General features: G+C 71.4%; 18 protein-coding genes. 9 read left to right on the forward strand and 9 right to left on the reverse strand.

All coding sequences use genetic code 11. The annotated features are described in order from the left end of the window. Positions 1-13 precede the first annotated feature (13 nt). Complete coding sequence (locus tag AC2YHB_RS06295; RefSeq protein WP_036545992.1) at positions 14-667, forward strand: SDR family oxidoreductase; 654 nt, start codon at positions 14-16, stop codon at positions 665-667. Between the two features lie 8 nt (positions 668-675). Here AC2YHB_RS06295 and AC2YHB_RS06300 read toward each other — a convergent pair whose 3' ends face one another. Further along, complete coding sequence (locus AC2YHB_RS06300; protein WP_179651447.1) at positions 676-1,605, reverse strand: hypothetical protein; 930 nt, start codon at positions 1,603-1,605, stop codon at positions 676-678. 186 nt (positions 1,606-1,791) lie between these two features. On the opposite strand from AC2YHB_RS06300, the gene AC2YHB_RS06305 reads away from it, so the two are divergent. Further along, positions 1,792-3,291 carry an LVIVD repeat-containing protein gene (locus tag AC2YHB_RS06305; RefSeq protein WP_487353673.1) on the forward strand — a complete coding sequence of 500 codons (1,500 nt, stop codon included), beginning with the start codon at positions 1,792-1,794 and terminating at the stop codon, positions 3,289-3,291. Positions 3,292-3,345: 54 nt separating this feature from the next. Further along, positions 3,346-3,861, forward strand: coding sequence for a hypothetical protein (locus tag AC2YHB_RS06310; protein ID WP_179651443.1), 516 nt, complete (start codon positions 3,346-3,348; stop codon positions 3,859-3,861). 8 nt (positions 3,862-3,869) lie between these two features. Here AC2YHB_RS06310 and AC2YHB_RS06315 read toward each other — a convergent pair whose 3' ends face one another. Genes AC2YHB_RS06315 through AC2YHB_RS06325 form a run of 3 tightly spaced genes read right to left on the reverse strand, consistent with a single transcriptional unit; the run spans position 3,870 to position 7,579 of the window. Continuing rightward, on the reverse strand, positions 3,870-5,375 hold the full coding sequence (locus AC2YHB_RS06315) for an AMP-binding protein (protein ID WP_179651441.1): 1,506 nt from the start codon (positions 5,373-5,375) through the stop codon (positions 3,870-3,872). Then, a complete protein-coding gene (locus tag AC2YHB_RS06320; protein ID WP_179651439.1) occupies positions 5,372-6,379 on the reverse strand; it encodes an acyl-CoA dehydrogenase family protein in 1,008 nt (335 codons plus the stop codon). Before AC2YHB_RS06320 ends, AC2YHB_RS06315 begins: the two co-directional genes overlap by 4 nt. Before the next feature lie 9 nt (positions 6,380-6,388). Further along, positions 6,389-7,579 (reverse strand): acyl-CoA dehydrogenase family protein, encoded by a 1,191-nt coding sequence (locus tag AC2YHB_RS06325; RefSeq protein ID WP_179651437.1) that lies wholly within the window; start codon positions 7,577-7,579, stop codon positions 6,389-6,391. 83 nt (positions 7,580-7,662) lie between these two features. On the opposite strand from AC2YHB_RS06325, the gene AC2YHB_RS06330 reads away from it, so the two are divergent. The 3 genes from AC2YHB_RS06330 to AC2YHB_RS06340 all read left to right on the forward strand — a co-directional run bounded on the left by AC2YHB_RS06330 (position 7,663) and on the right by AC2YHB_RS06340 (position 10,884). Continuing rightward, positions 7,663-8,805 (forward strand): 3-ketosteroid-9-alpha-monooxygenase, oxygenase component, encoded by a 1,143-nt coding sequence (locus AC2YHB_RS06330; protein WP_036545975.1) that lies wholly within the window; start codon positions 7,663-7,665, stop codon positions 8,803-8,805. Between the two features lie 351 nt (positions 8,806-9,156). Further along, positions 9,157-10,254, forward strand: a complete 1,098-nt coding sequence (locus tag AC2YHB_RS06335; protein ID WP_179651435.1) for a ferredoxin--NADP reductase — start codon at positions 9,157-9,159, stop codon at positions 10,252-10,254. A 198-nt stretch (positions 10,255-10,452) separates the two neighbouring features. After that, on the forward strand, positions 10,453-10,884 hold the full coding sequence (locus AC2YHB_RS06340; protein ID WP_179651433.1) for an SRPBCC family protein: 432 nt from the start codon (positions 10,453-10,455) through the stop codon (positions 10,882-10,884). Between the two features lie 14 nt (positions 10,885-10,898). Here the strand turns inward: AC2YHB_RS06340 and AC2YHB_RS06345 are convergent, their stop codons facing one another. Continuing rightward, positions 10,899-12,839 carry a GMC family oxidoreductase gene (locus tag AC2YHB_RS06345; protein WP_179651431.1) on the reverse strand — a complete coding sequence of 647 codons (1,941 nt, stop codon included), beginning with the start codon at positions 12,837-12,839 and terminating at the stop codon, positions 10,899-10,901. 232 nt (positions 12,840-13,071) lie between these two features. Here AC2YHB_RS06345 and AC2YHB_RS06350 point away from each other — a divergent pair, with 232 nt between their 5' ends. Next, positions 13,072-13,275 (forward strand): cold-shock protein, encoded by a 204-nt coding sequence (locus AC2YHB_RS06350; protein ID WP_036545964.1) that lies wholly within the window; start codon positions 13,072-13,074, stop codon positions 13,273-13,275. A 61-nt stretch (positions 13,276-13,336) separates the two neighbouring features. Beyond that, on the forward strand, positions 13,337-13,945 hold the full coding sequence (locus AC2YHB_RS06355) for a DNA-3-methyladenine glycosylase I (RefSeq protein WP_036545961.1): 609 nt from the start codon (positions 13,337-13,339) through the stop codon (positions 13,943-13,945). Here the strand turns inward: AC2YHB_RS06355 and AC2YHB_RS06360 are convergent. The 4 genes from AC2YHB_RS06360 to AC2YHB_RS06375 all read right to left on the reverse strand — a co-directional run bounded on the left by AC2YHB_RS06360 (position 13,929) and on the right by AC2YHB_RS06375 (position 16,425). Next, positions 13,929-14,327: a VOC family protein gene (locus tag AC2YHB_RS06360; protein WP_308645686.1), complete on the reverse strand. Its 399-nt coding sequence runs from the start codon at positions 14,325-14,327 to the stop codon at positions 13,929-13,931. The genes AC2YHB_RS06355 and AC2YHB_RS06360 overlap by 17 nt on opposite strands. Before the next feature lie 231 nt (positions 14,328-14,558). Then, positions 14,559-15,068 carry an NUDIX hydrolase gene (locus AC2YHB_RS06365; protein WP_308645685.1) on the reverse strand — a complete coding sequence of 170 codons (510 nt, stop codon included), beginning with the start codon at positions 15,066-15,068 and terminating at the stop codon, positions 14,559-14,561. Continuing rightward, positions 15,065-15,733 carry an MBL fold metallo-hydrolase gene (locus tag AC2YHB_RS06370; protein WP_179651430.1) on the reverse strand — a complete coding sequence of 223 codons (669 nt, stop codon included), beginning with the start codon at positions 15,731-15,733 and terminating at the stop codon, positions 15,065-15,067. The genes AC2YHB_RS06365 and AC2YHB_RS06370 overlap by 4 nt, the downstream gene beginning before the upstream one ends. Next, the gene (locus tag AC2YHB_RS06375; protein WP_179651429.1) at positions 15,730-16,425 is read right to left on the reverse strand and encodes a maleylpyruvate isomerase family mycothiol-dependent enzyme; all 696 of its coding nucleotides are present in this window, start codon (positions 16,423-16,425) and stop codon (positions 15,730-15,732) included. The genes AC2YHB_RS06370 and AC2YHB_RS06375 overlap by 4 nt, the downstream gene beginning before the upstream one ends. Positions 16,426-16,558: 133 nt before the next feature. On the opposite strand from AC2YHB_RS06375, the gene uvrA reads away from it, so the two are divergent. Further along, complete coding sequence (uvrA, locus tag AC2YHB_RS06380; protein WP_179651428.1) at positions 16,559-19,558, forward strand: excinuclease ABC subunit UvrA; 3,000 nt, start codon at positions 16,559-16,561, stop codon at positions 19,556-19,558. Positions 19,559-19,569: the final 11 nt, after the last annotated feature.

Below are 19,569 nucleotides of genomic sequence, written 5' to 3' on the forward strand. Positions count from 1 at the left end.
CTAGGTTGGCGTCATGACCCGTAACGTCCTGATCGCCGGAGCCGGACCCGGGGTGAGCGGCTCGCTCGCCCGCCTGTACGCCGCCGAGGGCGCGACGGTCGGCCTGCTGGGCGCGGACCAGGGAGTGCTGGCCACGCTGGCGGACCAGGTCGAGGCGGCCGGTGGGTCCGCCGAGACCGCCGTGGCCGACCTCACCGACGACGTCGCGACCCGGGCGGCCGTGACCCGGATGGCGGAGAAGCTCGGGCACGTCGACGTCCTGCACTTCAACCCCTCGGCGTACCGGGAGAAGGACCCGCTGTCGTTGTCGCCCGACGAGCTGCTCGAGGACGTCCGGCTCGGGGTCGGGGCGCTGCTGACCTTCCTCCAGGCGGCGCGACCGTTCATGGGACCGGGTGGCCGGCTGAGTGCCACGGGCAGCATGGCGGCGGACAAGCCGTGGTTCGGGGCGGCATCGCTCGGCGTGCAGAAGGCCGGCCTCCAGAACCTCGTGCGCAGCATCGACGCCGCGCTCGCGGGCGACGGGATCCGTGCGGTGTCCGTGACCGTGCGCGGGATGCTCGCCAAGGAGGGTCCGTTCGCGCCCGACAACGTCGCGAAGGCGCTGCGGGCCGCGATCGACCAGGACGAGTCCGACTGGCGTCCGGAGATCGCCTACGAGGGCTGAGCCGTCGCTCAGGGCTCCGGGACGCTACGGGCGACGCGGAGCAGGTCGTCGGCCGGCAGCAACGTCATCGTGGAGCACACGTCCGTGACGATGCCGGGCAGGGGCGACCAGCTGACGCAGCGGTGGTAGTCGTTCTCGGTGATGGTCGCCTCGTGGCCGCCGACGTCGGCGTGTGACACCGCGTCGCCCATCTCGCAGCAGCCGGTGGACGACCGGACGTCGACATCGAGGAAGCCGTCGCGGCCACGGACGTACTGGCGGCTCACGCGGAAGTCGCCCTCCGGTGTGAATCCTGAGTAGAGATCCAGCATCGGGTCGCGGTCCCGTGGCGCGAAGCCGCTCGGCAGCCATCCCGGGGTGGGCTCGTAGTCGTGCTCGAGATGGCCGATGTCCTCGCCCGACTGCTCGTCGACGAGGCGACGCTGACCCAGCGGCTCGCTGAGGTGCATGGTCATCGCCCGGTAGTCCGCGCCGGGCGTGCTGGTGACGAACCCGCACGAGATCGACTCGTCGCCCTCGATCGGGACCCGGTAGACGTAGGTGGCGATCCGGACGGCGCTCGACGTCTGCTCGACGATCCGCGCCCGGGGCTCGAGCATCGAGCACTCGGGCTGCTCCGCGCTCTCACCCGCGAACACGTAGACGGTCACGGCCTTCGGGTCGTCCGGGTCGAGGGCCGCGGCCGCAGGCGAGATCAGGCCGACCTCGTAGGTGACTCCGTCGCGGGTGATCGACCGGGGTGAGGGCAGCTCGTCGGCCGAGGCACCTGCGCCCCCGTCGCCGCCCGTCAGGGCGAGGGCGAGTCCCGTGGAGGCCGCCGCGAGGGTCGCGAGGCCCGCACTGGCGAGCGCCCAGCGTCGCCTGCGGAGCGGTGCTGCGGTGTCCGCCGGACCCGATCCGTCCTCGTCGGGCTGCCCGCCCTGCTGTACGTCGTCCATGTGCTCCCGATCCCTGCAGCGACCCGCCCTCCGCGGGTCAGCCGCCATGGTGCAGCAACGCCGCGGCTCCCGTGACCGGTTTTCGGCAAACCGTCATTCGGAACGGTCGACGTGACCGTCGTCACCGTGTCAGGGTGGGCCCGACCCGGCGGCGGGAGGCGCGCCGGACGCGACATGGGGGTCGAGATGGCAGACCAGACGGTTCACGACGCTCCGCCGGCGGGGCGTTCCCAGCACGCTGTACGGCGGCTGCTGCTCGCCGGTGCCGCCGCGGCGCTGGTCGTCAGCGGCGCGGTGGTCACGGCCGGGTCGTCCCAGGCCGAGCTGCCGCTCGGCGGCGTACCCGAGGCGACCTGCGCGGCCGGCGACCTCACCGAGACCGCCGAGCAGGGCCGCGTCCCGAAGGCCGACTACGAGTCCGGACGCGCGGCCCGGGGCTACCGCTGCAACACCGTGCAGGTCGGCCACCACGGCAAGCGCTCCGTGCTCGGCTCGGGCGGCTTCAAGGTGCAGCGGTACACCGATGTCACCGGCCGCACCTGCGCCTACTACGACTCGGCGCTGATGGTCGGCCTCAACGTCCCCGGCCTGCTCACCGGAGGTGCCGGGCTCGGCGTCGTCGTGCTCGACATGACCGATCCCGCCAAGCCGGTGAGGACGGCCAACCTGATCACCCCGGCGATGCTGCAGCCGCACGAGTCGCTGCTCGTCAACCAGAAGCGGGGCCTGCTCGCGGCCGTGATGGGCACGCTGGCCACGGCGCCCGGCGTCCTCGACGTGTACGACGTCAGCCGCGACTGCCGCAAGCCGCGCCTCATGTCCACGACGCTCTCCGGCGTGATGGGCCACGAGAGCGGGTTCGCCCCGGACGGCAAGACCTTCTGGACCGCCGGCGCGGCCGGCTTCACCCTCACCGCGGTCGACCTCACGGACCCGCGCCGCCCGCGGACGCTGAAGACGAAGACGGGCGTGGTCTACCACGGCCTGCGCCTGTCCGGCGACGGCCGCACCATGTACGTCGCGAACATCGGCAGCCCCAGCGGCCGCGACGCGAACTTCCTCGACGGTGCCGGCCTGGACATCCTCGACGTGTCGGACGTCCAGGACCGCCGCGCCAACCCGCAGATCCGCACGCTCTCGCGGCTCACGTGGGAGGAGTCGTCGATCCCGCAGGTGGCGGAGCCCTTCGTCCGCGGCGCGCGGCGCTACGTCCTCGAGGTCGACGAGTTCAGCGACCTGTTCGGCGACATCACGAAGTTCAACTCCGCCACCAGCCCGGTCGGTGCGGCCCGGATCATCGACGTGACCGACCCGCGGGCGCCGGTCGTCGTGTCCAACGTGCGCCTCGACGTGCACGACCCGGCGATCCGCGCCGACGTCATGAAGGACCCCGGGGCGTCGTCGATCGTGCGCAGCTACACCGGGCACTACTGCTCGGTGCCGACGCGCTCGAACCCCCGGATCGCGGCCTGCTCGATGATCGGCTCCGGGCTCCGGCTCTTCGACATCTCCGACCTGGCCCACCCGCGCGAGGTCGGCTACTTCAACCAGCCGGGTCCCGACGGCGCCTCGGCGATGTCGCAGCCGGCGTGGGACATCGCCCGCCGGCAGGTCTGGTACACCGACACCGACGAGGGCTTCTTCGCGGTGGGTCTGCGGGGCCGCGCGGCAGCCCTGCTGCCCTGATTCTGAGCAGCCGTACTCAACCGCACGGAGCTCCCAGCCTCGACGATCGGGCTCATGAACACCACCCAGCGCCGTACCCCCGTCCGCACCGTCCTCCTCGCCGTCCTCCTCGCCGTCACCGGCACGGCCCTGACCGCCTGCGGCAACTCCGTCGACGCGCAGATCGTCGGTTGGGCGGGCATCGGCGTCGACGACGAGGGCCGGGCGGTGGCCGTCGTCCGGGTCTGCGACGGCGAGGTCGACACGATCGAGCTGCTGGGCGATCGCACCGGCCTCGATGACGACGAGCCGAACCCGGTCCTGGGCACGTGGCGGGCCGACCGTGGACGGACGGGCACCGTGGAGCTGACCCTCGACGGCCGTCAGGACGGCTGGACCGGCCCCGAGGCGCCCGAGCTCGAGGACGGCCGGACCTATGTCCTGAACGCGTCCGACTCGGGCGCCGACGCCGAGGCGAGCCAGGTCTCGTTCACGCCCGACCAGCTGCGCGACCTCGACGCCGACCAGGTCGTCGTCGCCGACGGCTCCGTCGAGGACCGCTCGACCCTCGACCACTGCGACGACGAGTAGCCCCCGCGTCAGCGGTACGACGTCCCGCGGGACGCGCGCAGCCATGCGGTCCCGGGCGCCGGCACCCCGCCGGCGGCCAGCGCGCGCTTGAGCACCTTGTTGGTGGCGGTCCGCGGGAGGTCGGCCACGACCTGCACGTAGCGCGGCCAGGCCTTCGACGAGAGGTCGTCCTGGTCGGCCAGGAACTCCTCGAGCTCGGTGGGCGTGAGCGACCCACGCAGGACGAGTGCCGCGGCGACCTGGTCGCCGACCTTCTCGTCGGGCACGGCGTACACGGCCGCCTCGGCGACGGCGGGGTGTCGGAGCAGGATCCGCTCGATCGGTGCCGCGGCGAGGTTCTCGCCGTCGACTCGTAGCCAGTCCCCGGTCCGGCCGGCGAAGTAGACCCAGCCGTCGGCGTCGCGGTAGGCGAGGTCGCCGGACCAGTACATCCCGCCGCGCATCCGCTCGGCCTCGGCGTCGTCGTCGTTGTAGTAGCCGGCGAAGGCACCGCGACCGGTGGTGTTGACCAGCTCGCCGATCGCCTCGTCCGGGTTGGTGAGGCGCCCGGTCGCGTCGAAGACGGCATCAGGCGTCTCCTCGGCGGTCTCGCTGGACAGCACCTTGATCCCGTCGAGCGGCAGGCCGAGGCTCCCGGCGGGCATCCCCGGGCGGCGCTGCACGATGACGGCGTTCTCGGTGGACGAGTACGAGTCGACGACCTCGCACCCGAACCGCTCCGCGAAGGCCGCGATGTCGCCCTCGTTGGCCTCGTTGCCGAACACCAGGCGCAGCGGGTTGTCGGCGTCGTCGGGCCGCTCGGGGGTGGCCAGGACGTAGGTCAGCGGCTTGCCCACGTAGTTGGCGTAGGTCGCGCCGAAGTCGCGTACGTCGGGAAGGAAGCCGCTCGCCGAGAACGGTGCGACCGCGAACGCAGCCCCGGTCGTGAGGGCCGGCGCCCACCCGGCCATGACCGCGTTGGAGTGGAACAGGGGCATCGCGATGTAGTGGACGTCGTCCGGGGTCAGCCCGAGCCGGCCGACGAGGTGGGTGCCGGGACCGGTGATCTTCTCGTGGGTCACCCGGACGGCCTTGGGCGAGCCACTGGTGCCGCTGGTGAAGATCAGCATGAAGAGGCTGTCCGGCGCCGGATCGGCGACCGGCGGCGCGACGGTCTCCCTGCTGCGCAGCGCGCCCAGCGCCACGTCGAGGGAGTCGACGACCAGCTGGCAGTCGGCCCTGGCGGCGTCGGCCTCGAGGGCCTCGCCGCGGCGGGTCGAGTTCAGCCCGACGAGCACGTGGCCGCCGAGGCCGGCCGCCGCGAGGTGCAGCGCGAAGGCCGGCCCGTTCGGCAGCAGCACGCCGACGTGCGGGGGTCGCGCTGGGTCGAGCCGCGACCCGAGCTCCGCTGCGAGGCGGGCCGCGGCGGCGACGTACTCACGCCACGACAGGGAGGCGACGGATCCTGCCTCCCGCCAGCGCAGTGCCGGACGGTCGTCCTCGGCGCGGGCGAGAAGCAGGTCCCGGACGGTCACGCGAAGGAGCGGCCGATGGCGAGAGCCTGCTCGGTGGCGCCCCCGAAGAGGAACTCGAACCGCTTGCCGCTGGTGAAGTAGCGGTGCGCCTCGCCGTCGAGGTCGATCCCGACGCCGCCGTGCACGTGGACGGTGGTGTGGGCGATCCGGTGGCCCGCGTCGGCGGCCCAGAGCTTCGCGGTCGCGACCTCGGTCTCGGCCGGGAGACCCTCCTGCAGGCGCCAGATCGCCTGCCAGAGCGTCAGGCGCTGGCCGAGGACGTCGATGAAGCCGTCGGCGAGGCGCTGCGACACCGCCTGGAAGGTGCCGATCGGGCGGCCGAACTGCTCGCGGGTCTTGGCGTACTCCGACGTCAGGCGCAGGGCGCCCTCGGTGACGCCCAGCTGCTCGGCCGCCGACAGCGCGACCAGGAGCTGGTTCAGGCGGGACGTCGTCTCGGCCCCACCGATCCGGGTGCTCGCGGCGTTCGTGAGCGTGACCAGCGCGGCGACGTCGCCGTCGCTGGTCTTCTGCGCCTGCCGCTCGACACCGGTCGCCGTCGCGTCGACGAGGTACACGCCCGGGCCGTCGGGCCCGGTCGCGGTGACGAGCAGCGCGTCGGCGGCCATGCCGGCGCGCACGAGGGTCTTGGTGCCGGTGAGCGCGCCTTCGGCGTCCGCCGTGGCGGTCGGCGAGGCGGGCAGGTGCGCCCGCTCCTCGGCGACGGCGGCGGCGTACAGCAGCGACGGGTCGACCGCGTCGCCGAGGACGCTGATGCAGGCGGCGTGGACCGCCAGCGGCACCGGCGCGACGCGCCTGCCGCACTCGACCAGCACGCGCGCGAGCATGATCAGGTCGAGCTCGGTCCAGTCGAAGGCATCGCCGAGCGTGGCCCAGAGCTCGCGGTCGAACCGGTCGCCGCCGGCCTCGACCTCCTTGAGCCGCTCGTTGGTGGTCTTGTCGGCGAGGATCTGCGCCGCCAGCTCGGCGGCCTCGTCCTGCTCGGGGGTGAAGAGAAAGTCCATGTCAGCTCCTCAGGCTCGCTTGGCGGCAGGCAGGCCGAGGCCGACGTAGCCGATGATGTCGCGCTGGATCTCGTTGGTGCCGCCACCGAAGGTCATCACCAGGGACGACCGGTGGAAGCGCTCGAGGCGCCCGGCGAGGGCGGCGCCGGGGGAGTCGCCGGTGATGCCGGCGTGCGGCCCGACGATCTCCATCAGCGAGCGGTAGACCTCCGTCGCCAGCTCGGAGCCGTAGATCTTGGTGGCCGACGCCTCGGCCGGCGACAGCGCGACGCCGTGGTCGGCGTCGGCGGCGAGCTTCCAGTTGATGAGCGACAGCGCCTCGACCCGGGCGTGCGCCCGGCCGAGGGCGATCTGCACCCACTCGGTGTCGATGACGCGGCGGCCGTCGGGGTTGCGGGTCTCGGCGGCCCAGTCCTTCACGAGCTGGAGCGAGTGGACCAGGGGAGCGGCCGAGGTGAGCGCCACCCGCTCGTGGTTGAGCTGGTTGGTCATCAGCGCCCAGCCGCCGCCGCGCTCGCTGACCAGGTTGGAGGCCGGGACGCGGACGTCGGAGTAGTAGGTCGCGGAGGTGCCGACACCGGCCACCGTGTGCACCGGCGTGTACGACACGCCCGGCGCGTCGGCCGGGACGAGGATCATCGAGAGGCCCTTGTGGCGCGGGGCGTCGGGCTCGGTGCGGCAGGCCATCCAGAGCCAGTCGGCGTACTGGATGAGGGAGGTCCACATCTTCTGGCCGTTGATCACCCACTCGTCGCCCTCGAGGGTCGCCTTCGTCTTCAGCGATGCGAGGTCGGTGCCGGAGCCCGGCTCGGAGTAGCCGATCGAGAAGTGCAGCTCGCCGGCGAGGATCTTCGGGAGGAAGTACTCCTTCTGCTCGTCGCTGCCGAAGCGCATGATCGTCGGGCCGACGGTGTTGAGCGTCAGGTAGGGGATCGGCACGCCGGCGATGGCGGCGACGTCGGTGAAGATCAGCTGCTCCACCATGGAGCGCGCCTGGCCGCCGTACTCCTTCGGCCAGCCGATGCCGAGCCAGCCGTCCTTGCCGATCTGGCGGATGACGTCCTTGTAGACGCCGGCCTCGCCGAACTCGCCGGTGGCCGAGGCCAGCCCGGCGCGGATCTCGGGGGTGACGAGCTCGGCGAAGTACGCGCGCAGCTCCTCGCGCAGCGCTACCTGCTGCGGCTCCAGGTCGATGTGCATCGGCTCTCCTGTGACGATGATTTCAGGCGGGTCGGGCCGCCTGGTTGTTGTCACCCTAACGCCAAAACTGTAACGTGTTCTACATGAGCGACAGCCGACTTCTCGATCAGGGCACCGCGCCGATCCGCTTCGCGCGTGGGTGGCACTGCCTGGGACTGGCCTCGGACTTCTCCGACGGCAAGCCGCACGCCGTCCACGGCTTCGGCACCAAGCTCGTGGTGTGGGCCGACAGCTCGGGTGAGCTCAACGTGCTGGACGGCTACTGCCGCCACATGGGCGGCGACCTGACCCAGGGCGAGGTCAAGGGCGACAACGTCGCGTGCCCCTTCCACGACTGGCGCTGGGGTGGCGACGGCAAGTGCAAGGAGATCCCGTACGCGCGCCGGGTGCCGCTGCGGGCGCGGACCCAGCGCTACGAGACCGTCGTGCGCAACGGCCAGCTGCTCATCTGGCACGACCCCGAGGGCTCGGCCGCCGACCACGACATCCTGCCGCCCGAGCTGCCGGACGTGATGACCGACAAGTACACGCCGTGGTCGTGGCACACCCGGGAGATCAACGGCTCCCACTGCCGTGAGCTCATCGACAACGTCGCGGACATGGCGCACTTCTACTACGTGCACTTCGCCTTCCCGACCAGCTTCCGCAACATCTTCGACGGCCACACCGCGACCCAGTTCATGGAGTCGAAGGGCCGCCCCGACACGATGGGCGGCGGGTACGGCGACGAGAACTCGACGCTCAAATCGGAGGCCACCTACTACGGGCCGTCGTACATGATCAACTGGCTCGAGGTCGACTACAAGGGCTTCATCACCGAGGTCATCCTCATCAACTGCCACATCCCGACCGGCCCCGACTCGTTCACGCTCCAGTACGGCATCAGCGTGCGCAAGCCGGAGGGCCTGGACGAGAAGACGTGCAACTACATCGCCGAGCGCTACACCGAGTCCTTCGGCGACGGCTTCCTCCAGGACGTCGCCATCTGGGAGAACAAGGTCGCCGTGCAGAACCCGCTGCTGTGCGAGGAGGACGGCCCGGTCTACCAGCTGCGCCGCTGGTACGAGCAGTTCTACGTCGACGTCGCCGACATCAAGCCCGAGATGGTCGACCGCTTCGAGTTCGAGGTCGACACCACCAAGGCCAACGAGTACTGGCACGCCGAGGTCGCCGAGAACCTCGCCAAGCGTGCGGCCGACGAGGCCGCCGCGCCCGCGGACGCCTGACCGGCGGCTGACATGGCTTCCTTCGTCCCGACCAGCGAGGAGACCCTCGCCGACCTCCGGCGCTACACCGAGGAGCGCCTCGTCGAGGTGGCGTGCATGGACTGCCTGGCCCGGGTCCGGGTCAAGAAGAACAGCGACCACCACACCTCCGTGCAGTGGACTGGACAGTCGAGGTCCGATTGTCAAGAGTTCCAGCGACGAGGCGAAGCGCCCGCTGGGCGGGACATGCACAAGCCGTGCCCTCGTCTGATGGCTAGCATCGATGGGGCCGTTCGGGACGGGGTCGTCCCGGTCGGAGCGCACGACGGGTACTGAGCCCCGCCAAATGTCGTCTTTCTACAGGGGAGTTCCGTGGACATCGAGTCCTTCGTCCTGGATGTCGTCGGTGTGGTCGAGGAGACCGCCGACGCCAAGTCGATCAGCTTCGCCGTGCCGGCCGGCGCGGAGGACACGTTCGACTACAAGCCGGGCCAGTTCCTGACCGTCGCCGTCCCGAGCGACCAGACCGGGATCGCCGCCCGCTGCTACTCCCTGTCCAGCAGCCCGCACGACGGTGGCCCGCTCACCGTCACCGTCAAGCGCACCGCCGACGGCTACGCGTCGAACTGGATCTGCGACAACCTGTCGGTGGGTGACACGCTCCGGGTCCTCCCGCCGTCGGGCATCTTCACGCCCGCCTCGCTCGACGCCGACCTGCTGCTCTTCGCCGGTGGCTCGGGCGTGACCCCGATCATGTCGATCACCCGCACGGCGCTCGCGCACGGCTCCGGCAGGATCGTCGTCTTCTACGCCAACCGTGACGAGAAGTCGGTCATCTTCGCCGACGAGCTCACCCGGCTCGCCCAGGAGTTCCCCGACCGCCTGCAGGTCATCCACTGGCTCGAGTCCGTCCAGGGCCTGCCGACCGAGGCCCAGATGAAGGCCTTCTCGTCTCAGTACGGCGGCTACGACTCCTTCGTGTGCGGCCCGGCGCCCTTCATGAAGATGGTCACCACCGTCCTCAAGGAGCTCGAGGTCCCGCGCAGCCTGCGCCACCAGGAGAAGTTCGTCTCGCTCGGCGGCAACCCGTTCGGCGACATCGCCGAGGTGCAGGCGGCCGAGGAGGAGATCGCCCTCGCCGAGTCGGACGAGGACGGCTCCGCCGCCGACGTGTTCGCGGACGGCCCGACCGGGCCGGTCAAGGTCGAGGTCGAGCTCGACGGCGAGGAGTTCACGTTCGACGACTGGGACCCGCGCACCAAGCTGCTCGACTTCCTCGAGTCGAAGGGCGTCAAGGCGCCGTACTCGTGCCGCGAGGGCGAGTGCTCCGCCTGTGCCATCCGGCTGCTCGAGGGCGACGTCAAGATGATCTACAACGACGTGCTCGACAAGGACGACCTGGACGACGGCATCCGGCTCGGCTGCCAGTCGGTCCCGCTCACCGACCACGTCAAGGTCACGTACAGCTGAACTGGCGCGAGCGCGTCGCCAGATCGAAGGCGGCGCGCAGACCCTTCGGACCCACGCTTGCCTCCGATGCGGCTTCGCCGCGGTGGCGCCACGCTGCCGCGCGCGCAGTCGGGATGGGTGCGTGGTTGCGGCTGTCGGGCGGCAAGACAGCCCTGCGGGAGGTCGGATGGCGGCTGCCATGCCGGGTACCTCCGCGGAATGCCGACCGTCGAGCGCACGATCACCGTCGAGAGGCCGGTCCAGGCCATCTGGACCTACCTCACCGACTTCACCACCACCGAGCAGTGGGACCCGCCCACCGTCTCCACCGTCTGCACCTCGGGTGACGGCGGCGTCGGGACGACGTACCACAACGTGAGCCGCCTGCTCGGCCGCGAGGTGGCGGTCGACTACGAGGTGGTGCAGTACGAGCCGTACCGGGTCTTCGAGCTGACGGGGACCGCGAACGGGATGGACCTTCGCGACACGATCAGCTTCGCGTCCGGCCCGGAGACGACGACGGTCACCTACCGCTCGGAGTTCAGGCCGAAGGGCGCGGCGAAGCTGGCGACGCCTCTCCTCGCGGGCGGCATCGAGCTGCTCGGGACCCGGGTGGCGGCCAGTCTCGAGGAGCACCTGCTCGCCCTCTGAGCCCGCCGCCGCGCTCAGCCCAGCTTCGCCGCCAGGCGGGTGGCCGTCATGTGCGCGATGGACTCGATGGAGATCATCGGGTTGACGCCCGAGGCGGTCGGGAAGCAGGACGCGTCGGCGACGTACAGGCCCTGGACGTCCCACGTCTGGCCGTCGGGGTCGACGGCCGAGCCGGCGGCGGAGCCGCCCATCCGGGCGGTGCCCATGATGTGCAGCGCCGCGAGCGCCATCGTCGCCGGAGCCGCCCCTGCCGCGCGGAGATCGGCCTCGAAGGTCGCGACGGACCCACGCCGGCCGGGCTCGTAGCTGACGGTGCGGTGGTGGGTGGAGGCGATCCAGTCAGCGCCGGCGGACTCGGCGATGCGGGCCGCGCCGACCAGGCCCTGCACGAGGTGGTCGGTGTCGCGCGGGGAGAGCTGGTAGCGGACGACGGGCTCGCCGTCGCGGCCGATCCGGACGGTCCCGCCGGGGTCGCGGTCGCGCACGATCACGGCGACCCCGAGCGTGTGCTTGAGCTCCTCCATCCGGCGGCGGAAGTCGTCGGCGCCGCGCCAGTTCACGAAGCCGGTGCCGAAGGCAGGGGTCAGGGGAGCGGTCTCGTAGAGCACCCCGTAGCCGGTGCCGTCGAGGTCGGTGAGCGCGTCGACGTAGCGGCTCTGCATGGCGCCGACCCAGCCGTCGACCGGCTCGTCCATCCGGCCCCACACCGCCGTGGCGGGGTGCAGGCGCAGGTAGCGGCCGATGTTGGGGTTGGCCAGGCCACTGCGCTGCAGGAGCGCCGGTGTCTGGATGGCACCGGCCGCCACGACGACGGCACGGGCGCGCACCCTGACCCGGTGGCCCTCGGCCGTGCTGCCGACGACGCCGGTCGCGCGGCCGAAGCTGGTGCTCACCGTGCGCACCGAGACGCCGGTGAGGATCCGGGCACCGGCGGCAGCGGCGTCGGCGAGCCAGGTCTTGGCGGTCGACTGCTTGGCGCCGAGCCGGCAGCCCATCCCGCACCGCCCGCACTCGACGTCCTGGTCGCACCCGTCGACGTTGCGGGGCATCGCCGCGACGTCCCAGCCGAGGCCGCGGGCGCCCCGCTCGAGGATCGCGTCGCGCGGCGCGGCCTTGTCGTGGTCGGTGTTGACGCCGAGCCGGGCGCAGACGGCGTCCATCGAGGCGTCGTACTCGGGGCCGGAGAACTGCGTCGCACCGTGGGACGCCCACTCCGCGCGGACGTGGTCGGGGGTGCGGAAGGACGTCGTGTAGTTGACGACCGTGCCGCCGCCGAGTCCGCGCCCGGCGACCAGCTGGACCTGGCCCTCGGCCGTGGCCTGCGGTGCCAGCGCGTAGAGCTCGAGGAAGCCGGTCTCCTCGCCGCCGTCGAAGTGGCGCTCGTCGTGGAACCCGCCCGCTTCGAGTACGACGACGTCGAGCCCGGCCGCGGCGAGCACGCCCGCCGCCGTACCCCCGCCGGCGCCGCTGCCCACGACGACGACGTCGCACGACAGGTCGGTGTCGCGGGCGACGGGCAACGGGGTGATCGTCGCCGGCGGCGGGTCCGCGCGGACGCCGAGCGGACCGGGGAACCCGATGCCCTCCCACAGGGCCGGGCCGCCGGTCATGTAGTAGGGGAGCAGGGAGGCGCCCTTGAGTCCCTGGAAGAGGGCCCGCTTGGCGCCGACGCGCGAGTCGGAGAGCGACAGGAGGACGGCCTCGCGCTCGGCCTGGCTGAGCTGCGAGAACAGTCGCGGTCGCCCGGTCAGCGCGAGGCCGAGGGCACGGGTGTCCCACGCGTCGAGCAGGGCCTTGAGCTGGCGCACCTCGCCGGCGCGGGGGTTGGCCTCCGCGATCCGGAGCGCGAGCTCGTGGGAGCCGACCTCGGTGGGCGACGGGACGCCGTCGCCGCCGGTCGCGAAGGTGTCGGCGATGAGGCCCATCGCCCGGACCTGCCTCGGGGTGAACGCCATGGGCTGACACTAGGACCTCGGAATGGAGCGCCGCGAGGACTTGCCTGATAGCCTCGTCGTGTTGAAGGGGACCGATTCGTCGGCCCTGTCTTGACGCCGGGCCATCTCGCCGGCGTCCGGTTCACTGTTGTAGCTCCACCTGGTCATTCCACGAGGCGCGTTCAGTTGGCTTCAGCCCGCGCGTCCAATCCGGTTCGCGTGGCTTCCGGGATGACACACAAGGAGCAGAAAAATGGCACAGGGCACCGTGAAGTGGTTCAACGACACCAAGGGCTTCGGCTTCATCGCGCAGGACGGCGGCGGCGCCGACGTGTTCGTTCACCACACCGGTATCGCCGGCAGCGGCTTCAAGTCGCTCGCCGAGGAGCAGCGCGTCGAGTTCGACGTGACGCAGGGCCAGAAGGGCCTGCAGGCGGAGAACGTCCGCGCGATCTGATCTCCCAGATCACCTCGATCAGCTGATCGGCCTGTCGGGGCCGGGTGGCACAGTTCGTCGCATGACGAGCGTGCTGCCCGGCCCCGACGGCGTTCTGCGCTGTGCGTGGGCGACCTCCGCCCCGGAGTTCCCCGCCTACCACGACACGGAGTGGGGCTTCCCGGTCGTGGACGACCAGCGCCTCTTCGAGAAGGTCAGCCTCGAGGGCTTCCAGTCCGGCCTCAGCTGGCGCACCATCCTGGTGAAGCGCCCGGCCTTCCGCGCGGCGTTCGCCGACTTCGACCCGTCCGTCGTCGCAGGCTATGACGAGGAGGACGTCGCCCGCCTGCTCGCCGACGCGGGGATCGTCCGCCACCGCGGCAAGATCGAGGCGGTGGTCAACAACGCCGGCCGCGCGCTGGACCTCGTGGCGGAGCGCGGCTCGCTCGCCGCCTACTTCTGGTCCTTCGAGCCCGACCTCGCCGAGCTGGGGGAGCCGCAGACACTTACCACCTCGCCCGCCGCGATCGCGATGTCGAAGGACCTCAAGAAGCGCGGGTGGAGGTTCGTCGGGCCGACGACGGCGTTCGCGTTCATGCAGGCCATGGGGCTGGTCAACGACCACGCCGAGGGCTGCGTGACCCGCGACGAGGTGGCGAAGGCGCGGGCGGGGTTCACGCCCCCGGCGTGACGGGCGGCGCCTCGACCACCCAGATCGTGTTGCCGTCCGCGTCGCTGACGGAGAACATCAGCGGCACCGGGCCCTCCCCGCCCATGAGCTCGCCGACCGCGACGCCCGCCTGCTCGAGCCGGTCGCGCTCGCCCCGGACATCGGTGGCCTCCACCCCGACGGCGCCGCCGCCGGGCGCCGAGCCGTCCCAGGCGACATTGAGCGCCAGCACCGCGACCGAGCCGGGCGGAGCGACCTCGACCCAGCGCCCGGCGGTGTCGCCCTCGCCGAAGCCGACATCGGAGCGCAGCTCCCAGCCCAGGGTGTCGGTGTAGAACCCGACCGCGGCGTCCTGGTCGGCGACGGTGAACATGGCGGTGGCGAGCGAGGTCACGGAGGTCACGCGGCGAGCGTGCCACAACCGCCGGGTCGCTGAGTAGGGTCGTCGTTCTCGTCGTCCTACGGGACCCGGTTGTCGCTCCCACGGTGGCGGAGCCGCGATGTCATACGTTGCGAGCCCCCGGGCGACCGATTCGCATGACGTCCCGGAGATTCCTGCTGGTCTGGGGCGGGATGTCATACGGAGCGGCCGCCGGGGCGACCCTTTCGTATGACGTCCCGCCCCAGCTCCGGCTCAACTGGACGAACGGTCGAGCGGCCAGAGCAGCGCCAGCGTGTCCGGCACGAACTCCTCCCGCTCGACCATCGCGCGCAGCTCGGCCACCGGGACCCATGCGCCCCAGGCGACCTCCTCGGCCTGCCAGGTGATCGGGCCGTCGTACACGCAGGTGAAGCAGAACGCGTGGTACGACGTGTGGTCGTCGGCGTAGTCCGCCTCGCCCAGCGGCTCCAGCGGGACCCCGGTGACGCCGAGCTCCTCCTCGGCCTCGCGGACCGCGGCGTCGTACGGCGCCTCGCCGACCTGCAGCACCCCGCCCGCGGCGAAGTCGTGGCGGCCGGGGAAGACGTCCTTGGTGTCGGTGCGCCGGTGCACGTAGACGTCACCGACGCTGTTGCGCACCACGACCGCGGTCGCCGCGTGGCGGAGGTTGCGCGCACGCATCTCGCGGCGGGTGACCACCTCGCCGGAGGGGCGGCCCGACTCGTCGTACAGGGGGACGAGCTCGTCGCCGGGGCTGCTCACCAGCCGCGCTCGCGCCACTCCGCGAGGTGCGGCCGCTCGTTGCCGAGGGTCGAGTCGTTGCCGTGGCCGGGGTAGAACCAGGTGTCGTCCGGGAGGGTGCCGAACAGCTTGGTCTCGACGTCGTCGATGAGCGTCGCGAAGGCGGCGGCGTCGCCGAAGGTGTTGCCGACCCCGCCCGGGAAGAGCGAGTCGCCGGTGAACAGGTGGCCGTGGCCCTCGGGGTCGCGGTAGAGCAGGCAGATCGAGCCGGGGGTGTGGCCGGTGATCCGGATGATCTCGAGCGTGCAGTCGCCCACGGTGACGGTGTCGCCGTCGACGACCCGGCGGTCGATCGGGACCGTGGTCTGCTCGATGATCGCGTCCGCGTCGGGCTCGCCGGCGACGGTGGTGGCCCCGGTCAGCTTCACGAGCTCGGCGAGGCCGCGGTGGTGGTCCCAGTGCTGGTGGGTGGTGGCGATCGTGGCGATCGCGCCGTCGGCGACCTGGAAGAGGGTCTCCGGCTGGTCCGCCGCGTCGATCAGGAGGTTCTCGCCCGTCGAGCGGCAGGTGAGGAGGTAGCAGTTGTTCGACATCTTCTCGTCGACCGCCAGCTTGGTGATCGTCAGCGCCGGCAGCTCGCGTACGTCGGGTGCGCCTCCCGGCGTCACCTCTCCGGTGTAGGTCATCGTCCCTCCATCGTCGGCAGCGTCCCGTTCGTGCTGGACAGTACCGACCCCGGGTCGCGGCCCGTCGCCCACCACGCGAGCGCACCGAGCGGGCCGCTCACCGTCGGCGACGTCGCGTCGGTCTCGCCGAAGGTCCACCGGGCCGGTTCGTCGGTGGCGACGGCGTGGAAGCCGGGACCGCGGTACTGCCGTGCGTCGTTGCTGAGGAAGGACATCGCGTTGTCCGGTGGCCAGTCGGAGGCGGTGTAGCCCGCGTCCAGGTCGGCGTGGTGGATCTCGACCTCCCGCAGCCGGAGGAAGGGTACGGCGCGTCCGGGCACCACGCGGCCGCCCGGGGTCCGCTCGAAGGTCGCGTCCTTCGGCAGGCCGTCGGCGACGGCGACCACGTCGGCGAACGCGGCGACGGCCGTGCGCAAGCGCTCCCGGACGGCCGCCGGTGAGGTGCCCGCGACGGCCACGAGGTCGTCGATGTCCTGGTCGCGCGCCTCGTCGGAGCGGTACATCGTCGTCGGCACGCCGTCCCGGAACCCGCGGAGCACGCCGGCCAGCGCCTCCGCGTTGAGCGCGAGGTGGGCGATCACGTGGGCGCGCGACCAGCCCGTGCAGTGGCTGGGCCCGGACCAGGCGCTGTCGGGGAGGCGGTCGACCGTGTGCAGCAGCCGCTGCGTCGCGGCCTGGACGTGGAGGGTCACGTCCCCATCATGCCGCTGAAATGTGGTTGTCGGCGGTGGGTGAGAGGGTGGATCCCTGCGTGGCGGCTTGCCTCCACGCCGTACCATGGCGAACACTTGTTCGATTCCGTCAAGACCAGCAAGGGACCCGGTAGTGCAGGATCAGCTGATCATCCGTGGGGCGCGCGAGCACAACCTCAAGGACGTGTCGATCGACCTCCCGCGGGACTCGCTCATCGTGTTCACGGGCCTCTCCGGCTCGGGCAAGTCGAGCCTCGCGTTCGACACGATCTTCGCCGAGGGCCAGCGCCGCTACGTCGAGTCGCTGTCGGCGTACGCCCGGCAGTTCCTCGGCCAGATGGACAAGCCCGACGTCGACTTCATCGAGGGCCTCTCGCCGGCCGTCTCGATCGACCAGAAGTCCACGTCGAAGAACCCCCGCTCGACCGTCGGCACGATCACCGAGGTCTACGACTACCTGCGCCTGCTCTACGCCCGCGCGGGCCGGCCGCACTGCCCGACCTGTGGCGCGCCGATCGAGCGGCAGACGCCCCAGCAGATCGTCGACCGGATGATGGCGCTCGAGGAGGGCACCCGCTTCCAGGTCCTCGCGCCGGTCGTGCGCGGGCGCAAGGGCGAGTTCGTCGAGCTGTTCCGACAGCTCCAGACGCAGGGCTTCTCCCGCGCCCGTGTCGACGGCGAGACCCACAGCCTCGACAACCCGCCGACGCTCGACAAGAAGTACAAGCACACCATCGACGTCGTGGTCGACCGGCTCGCGGTCAAGGAGACGGCCAAGCGCCGGCTCACCGACTCGGTCGAGACCGCGCTCGGGCTGGCCGGGGGCCTCGTCGTCTTCGACATGGTCGACAGCGGCCAGGAGCTGAAGTTCTCCGAGAAGATGGCGTGCCCCAACGAGCACCCGATCGAGACCGACGACCTCGAGCCGCGCTCGTTCTCGTTCAACTCGCCCTTCGGTGCCTGCCCGTCCTGCACCGGCCTCGGCACCCGGATGGAGGTCGACCCCGAGCTGGTCGTGCCCGACCCGACCGCGACGCTGGCCGAGGGCGCCCTGCAGCCGTGGAGCCACGCCCACGTCGCCGACTACTTCGGCCGCCTGCTGATCGCGCTCGGCGAGGAGCTCGGCTTCGACGTCGACACCCCGTGGGAGCAGCTGCCCCCGCGGGCGCAGAAGTCGATCCTCGAGGGCCACCCGACCAAGGTCCACGTCGTCACCCGCAACCGCTACGGCCGCGAGCGGTCCTACTACGCCGACTTCGAGGGCGTGCGGACGTACGTCGAGCGCCGGCACCGCGAGGCGGAGAGCGACACCAGCCGCGAGCGCTTCGAGGGCTTCATGCGCGAGGTCCCGTGCCCCGTGTGCCACGGCAGCCGGCTCAAGCCGGTGTCGATGGCGGTCACCCTCGGCCCCAAGGACGGCCCCAACGGCGGTGGCAAGAACATCGCCGAGGTGTGCGCGCTGCCGATCAACGAGGCAGCGGCCTACCTCAGGGACCTCGACCTGTCGGCCCGCGAGCGCCAGATCGGTGAGCGCGTGCTCAAGGAGATCCAGGAGCGGCTCAACTTCCTCCTGGACGTGGGCCTCGACTACCTCTCGCTCGACCGGCCGTCCGGCTCGCTGTCCGGCGGCGAGGCGCAGCGGATCCGGCTCGCCACCCAGATCGGTGCCGGCCTCGTCGGCGTGCTCTACGTGCTCGACGAGCCGTCGATCGGGCTGCACCAGCGCGACAACCAGAAGCTGATCGAGACCCTGGTCCGGCTCAAGGACCTCGGCAACACGCTCATCGTCGTCGAGCACGACGAGGACACCATCCGCGTCGCCGACTGGGTCGTCGACATCGGCCCGGGGGCCGGCGAGCACGGGGGACAGGTCGTCCACTCGGGCACGGTCAAGGGCCTCCTCGAGCACCCCGACTCGATGACCGGGCAGTACCTCTCCGGTCGCCGCGAGATCCCGGTCCCGGCCGTGCGCCGTCCGCGGACCGTCGGCCGCGAGCTCAAGGTGCACGGCGCCCGCGAGCACAACCTGAAGAACGTCGACGTGAGCTTCCCGCTCGGCGTCTTCTGTGCGGTCACCGGCGTCTCGGGCTCCGGGAAGTCGACGCTGGTCAACGACATCCTCTACACCTCGCTGGCCAAGCAGATCTACAACGCCCGCGCGATCCCCGGACGGCACCAGAAGATCACCGGTCTCGAGCACGTCGACAAGGTGATCCACGTCGACCAGTCGCCGATCGGCCGCACCCCGCGGTCCAACCCGGCGACGTACACGGGGGTGTTCGACCACGTCCGCAAGCTGTTCGCGCAGACGCCCGAGGCGAAGATGCGCGGCTACCAGCAGGGCCGGTTCTCGTTCAACGTCAAGGGCGGCCGCTGCGAGGCGTGCGCCGGTGACGGCACGATCAAGATCGAGATGAACTTCCTGCCCGACGTCTACGTCCCGTGCGAGGTGTGCCACGGCGCCCGCTACAACCGCGAGACGCTCGAGGTCCACTACAAGGGCAAGACCATCGCCGAGATCCTCGACATGCCGATCGAGGAGGCGCTGGAGTTCTTCGCGGCCGTGCCGGCCATCGCGCGGCACATGAAGACCCTGGTCGAGGTCGGCCTGGGCTATGTCCGGCTCGGCCAGCCGGCGACCACCCTGTCCGGCGGCGAGGCCCAGCGGGTCAAGCTCGCCGCGGAGTTGCAGAAGCGGTCCACGGGGCGCACGGTCTATGTGCTCGACGAGCCCACCACCGGCCTGCACTTCGAGGACATCCGCAAGCTGCTCGGCGTGCTGTCCAGCCTGGTCGACAAGGGCAACACAGTGCTGGTGATCGAGCACAACCTCGACGTCATCAAGACCGCCGACTGGCTCATCGACATGGGGCCCGAGGGAGGCTCGCGCGGTGGCACGGTCGTCGCCGAGGGCACCCCCGAGGACGTCGTCGCCGTGGCGGCCAGCCACACCGGACAGTTCCTCAAGCCGCTGCTCGACGGCCGCGGGGCGAAGCAGCCCGGCGCGCCGAAGCGGGCGCCCAAGGCGGAGGTCCCGGCCAAGAAGGCAGCCGTGAGGAAGGCGCCGGCGAAGAAGGCAGCGGCGAAGAAGACCACGACGCGGACGCCACGGAAGGCCGCGGCGAGCTCATAGGGTCCCCTCAG

This window comes from Nocardioides sp. SRI_004, from assembly GCF_057586415.1.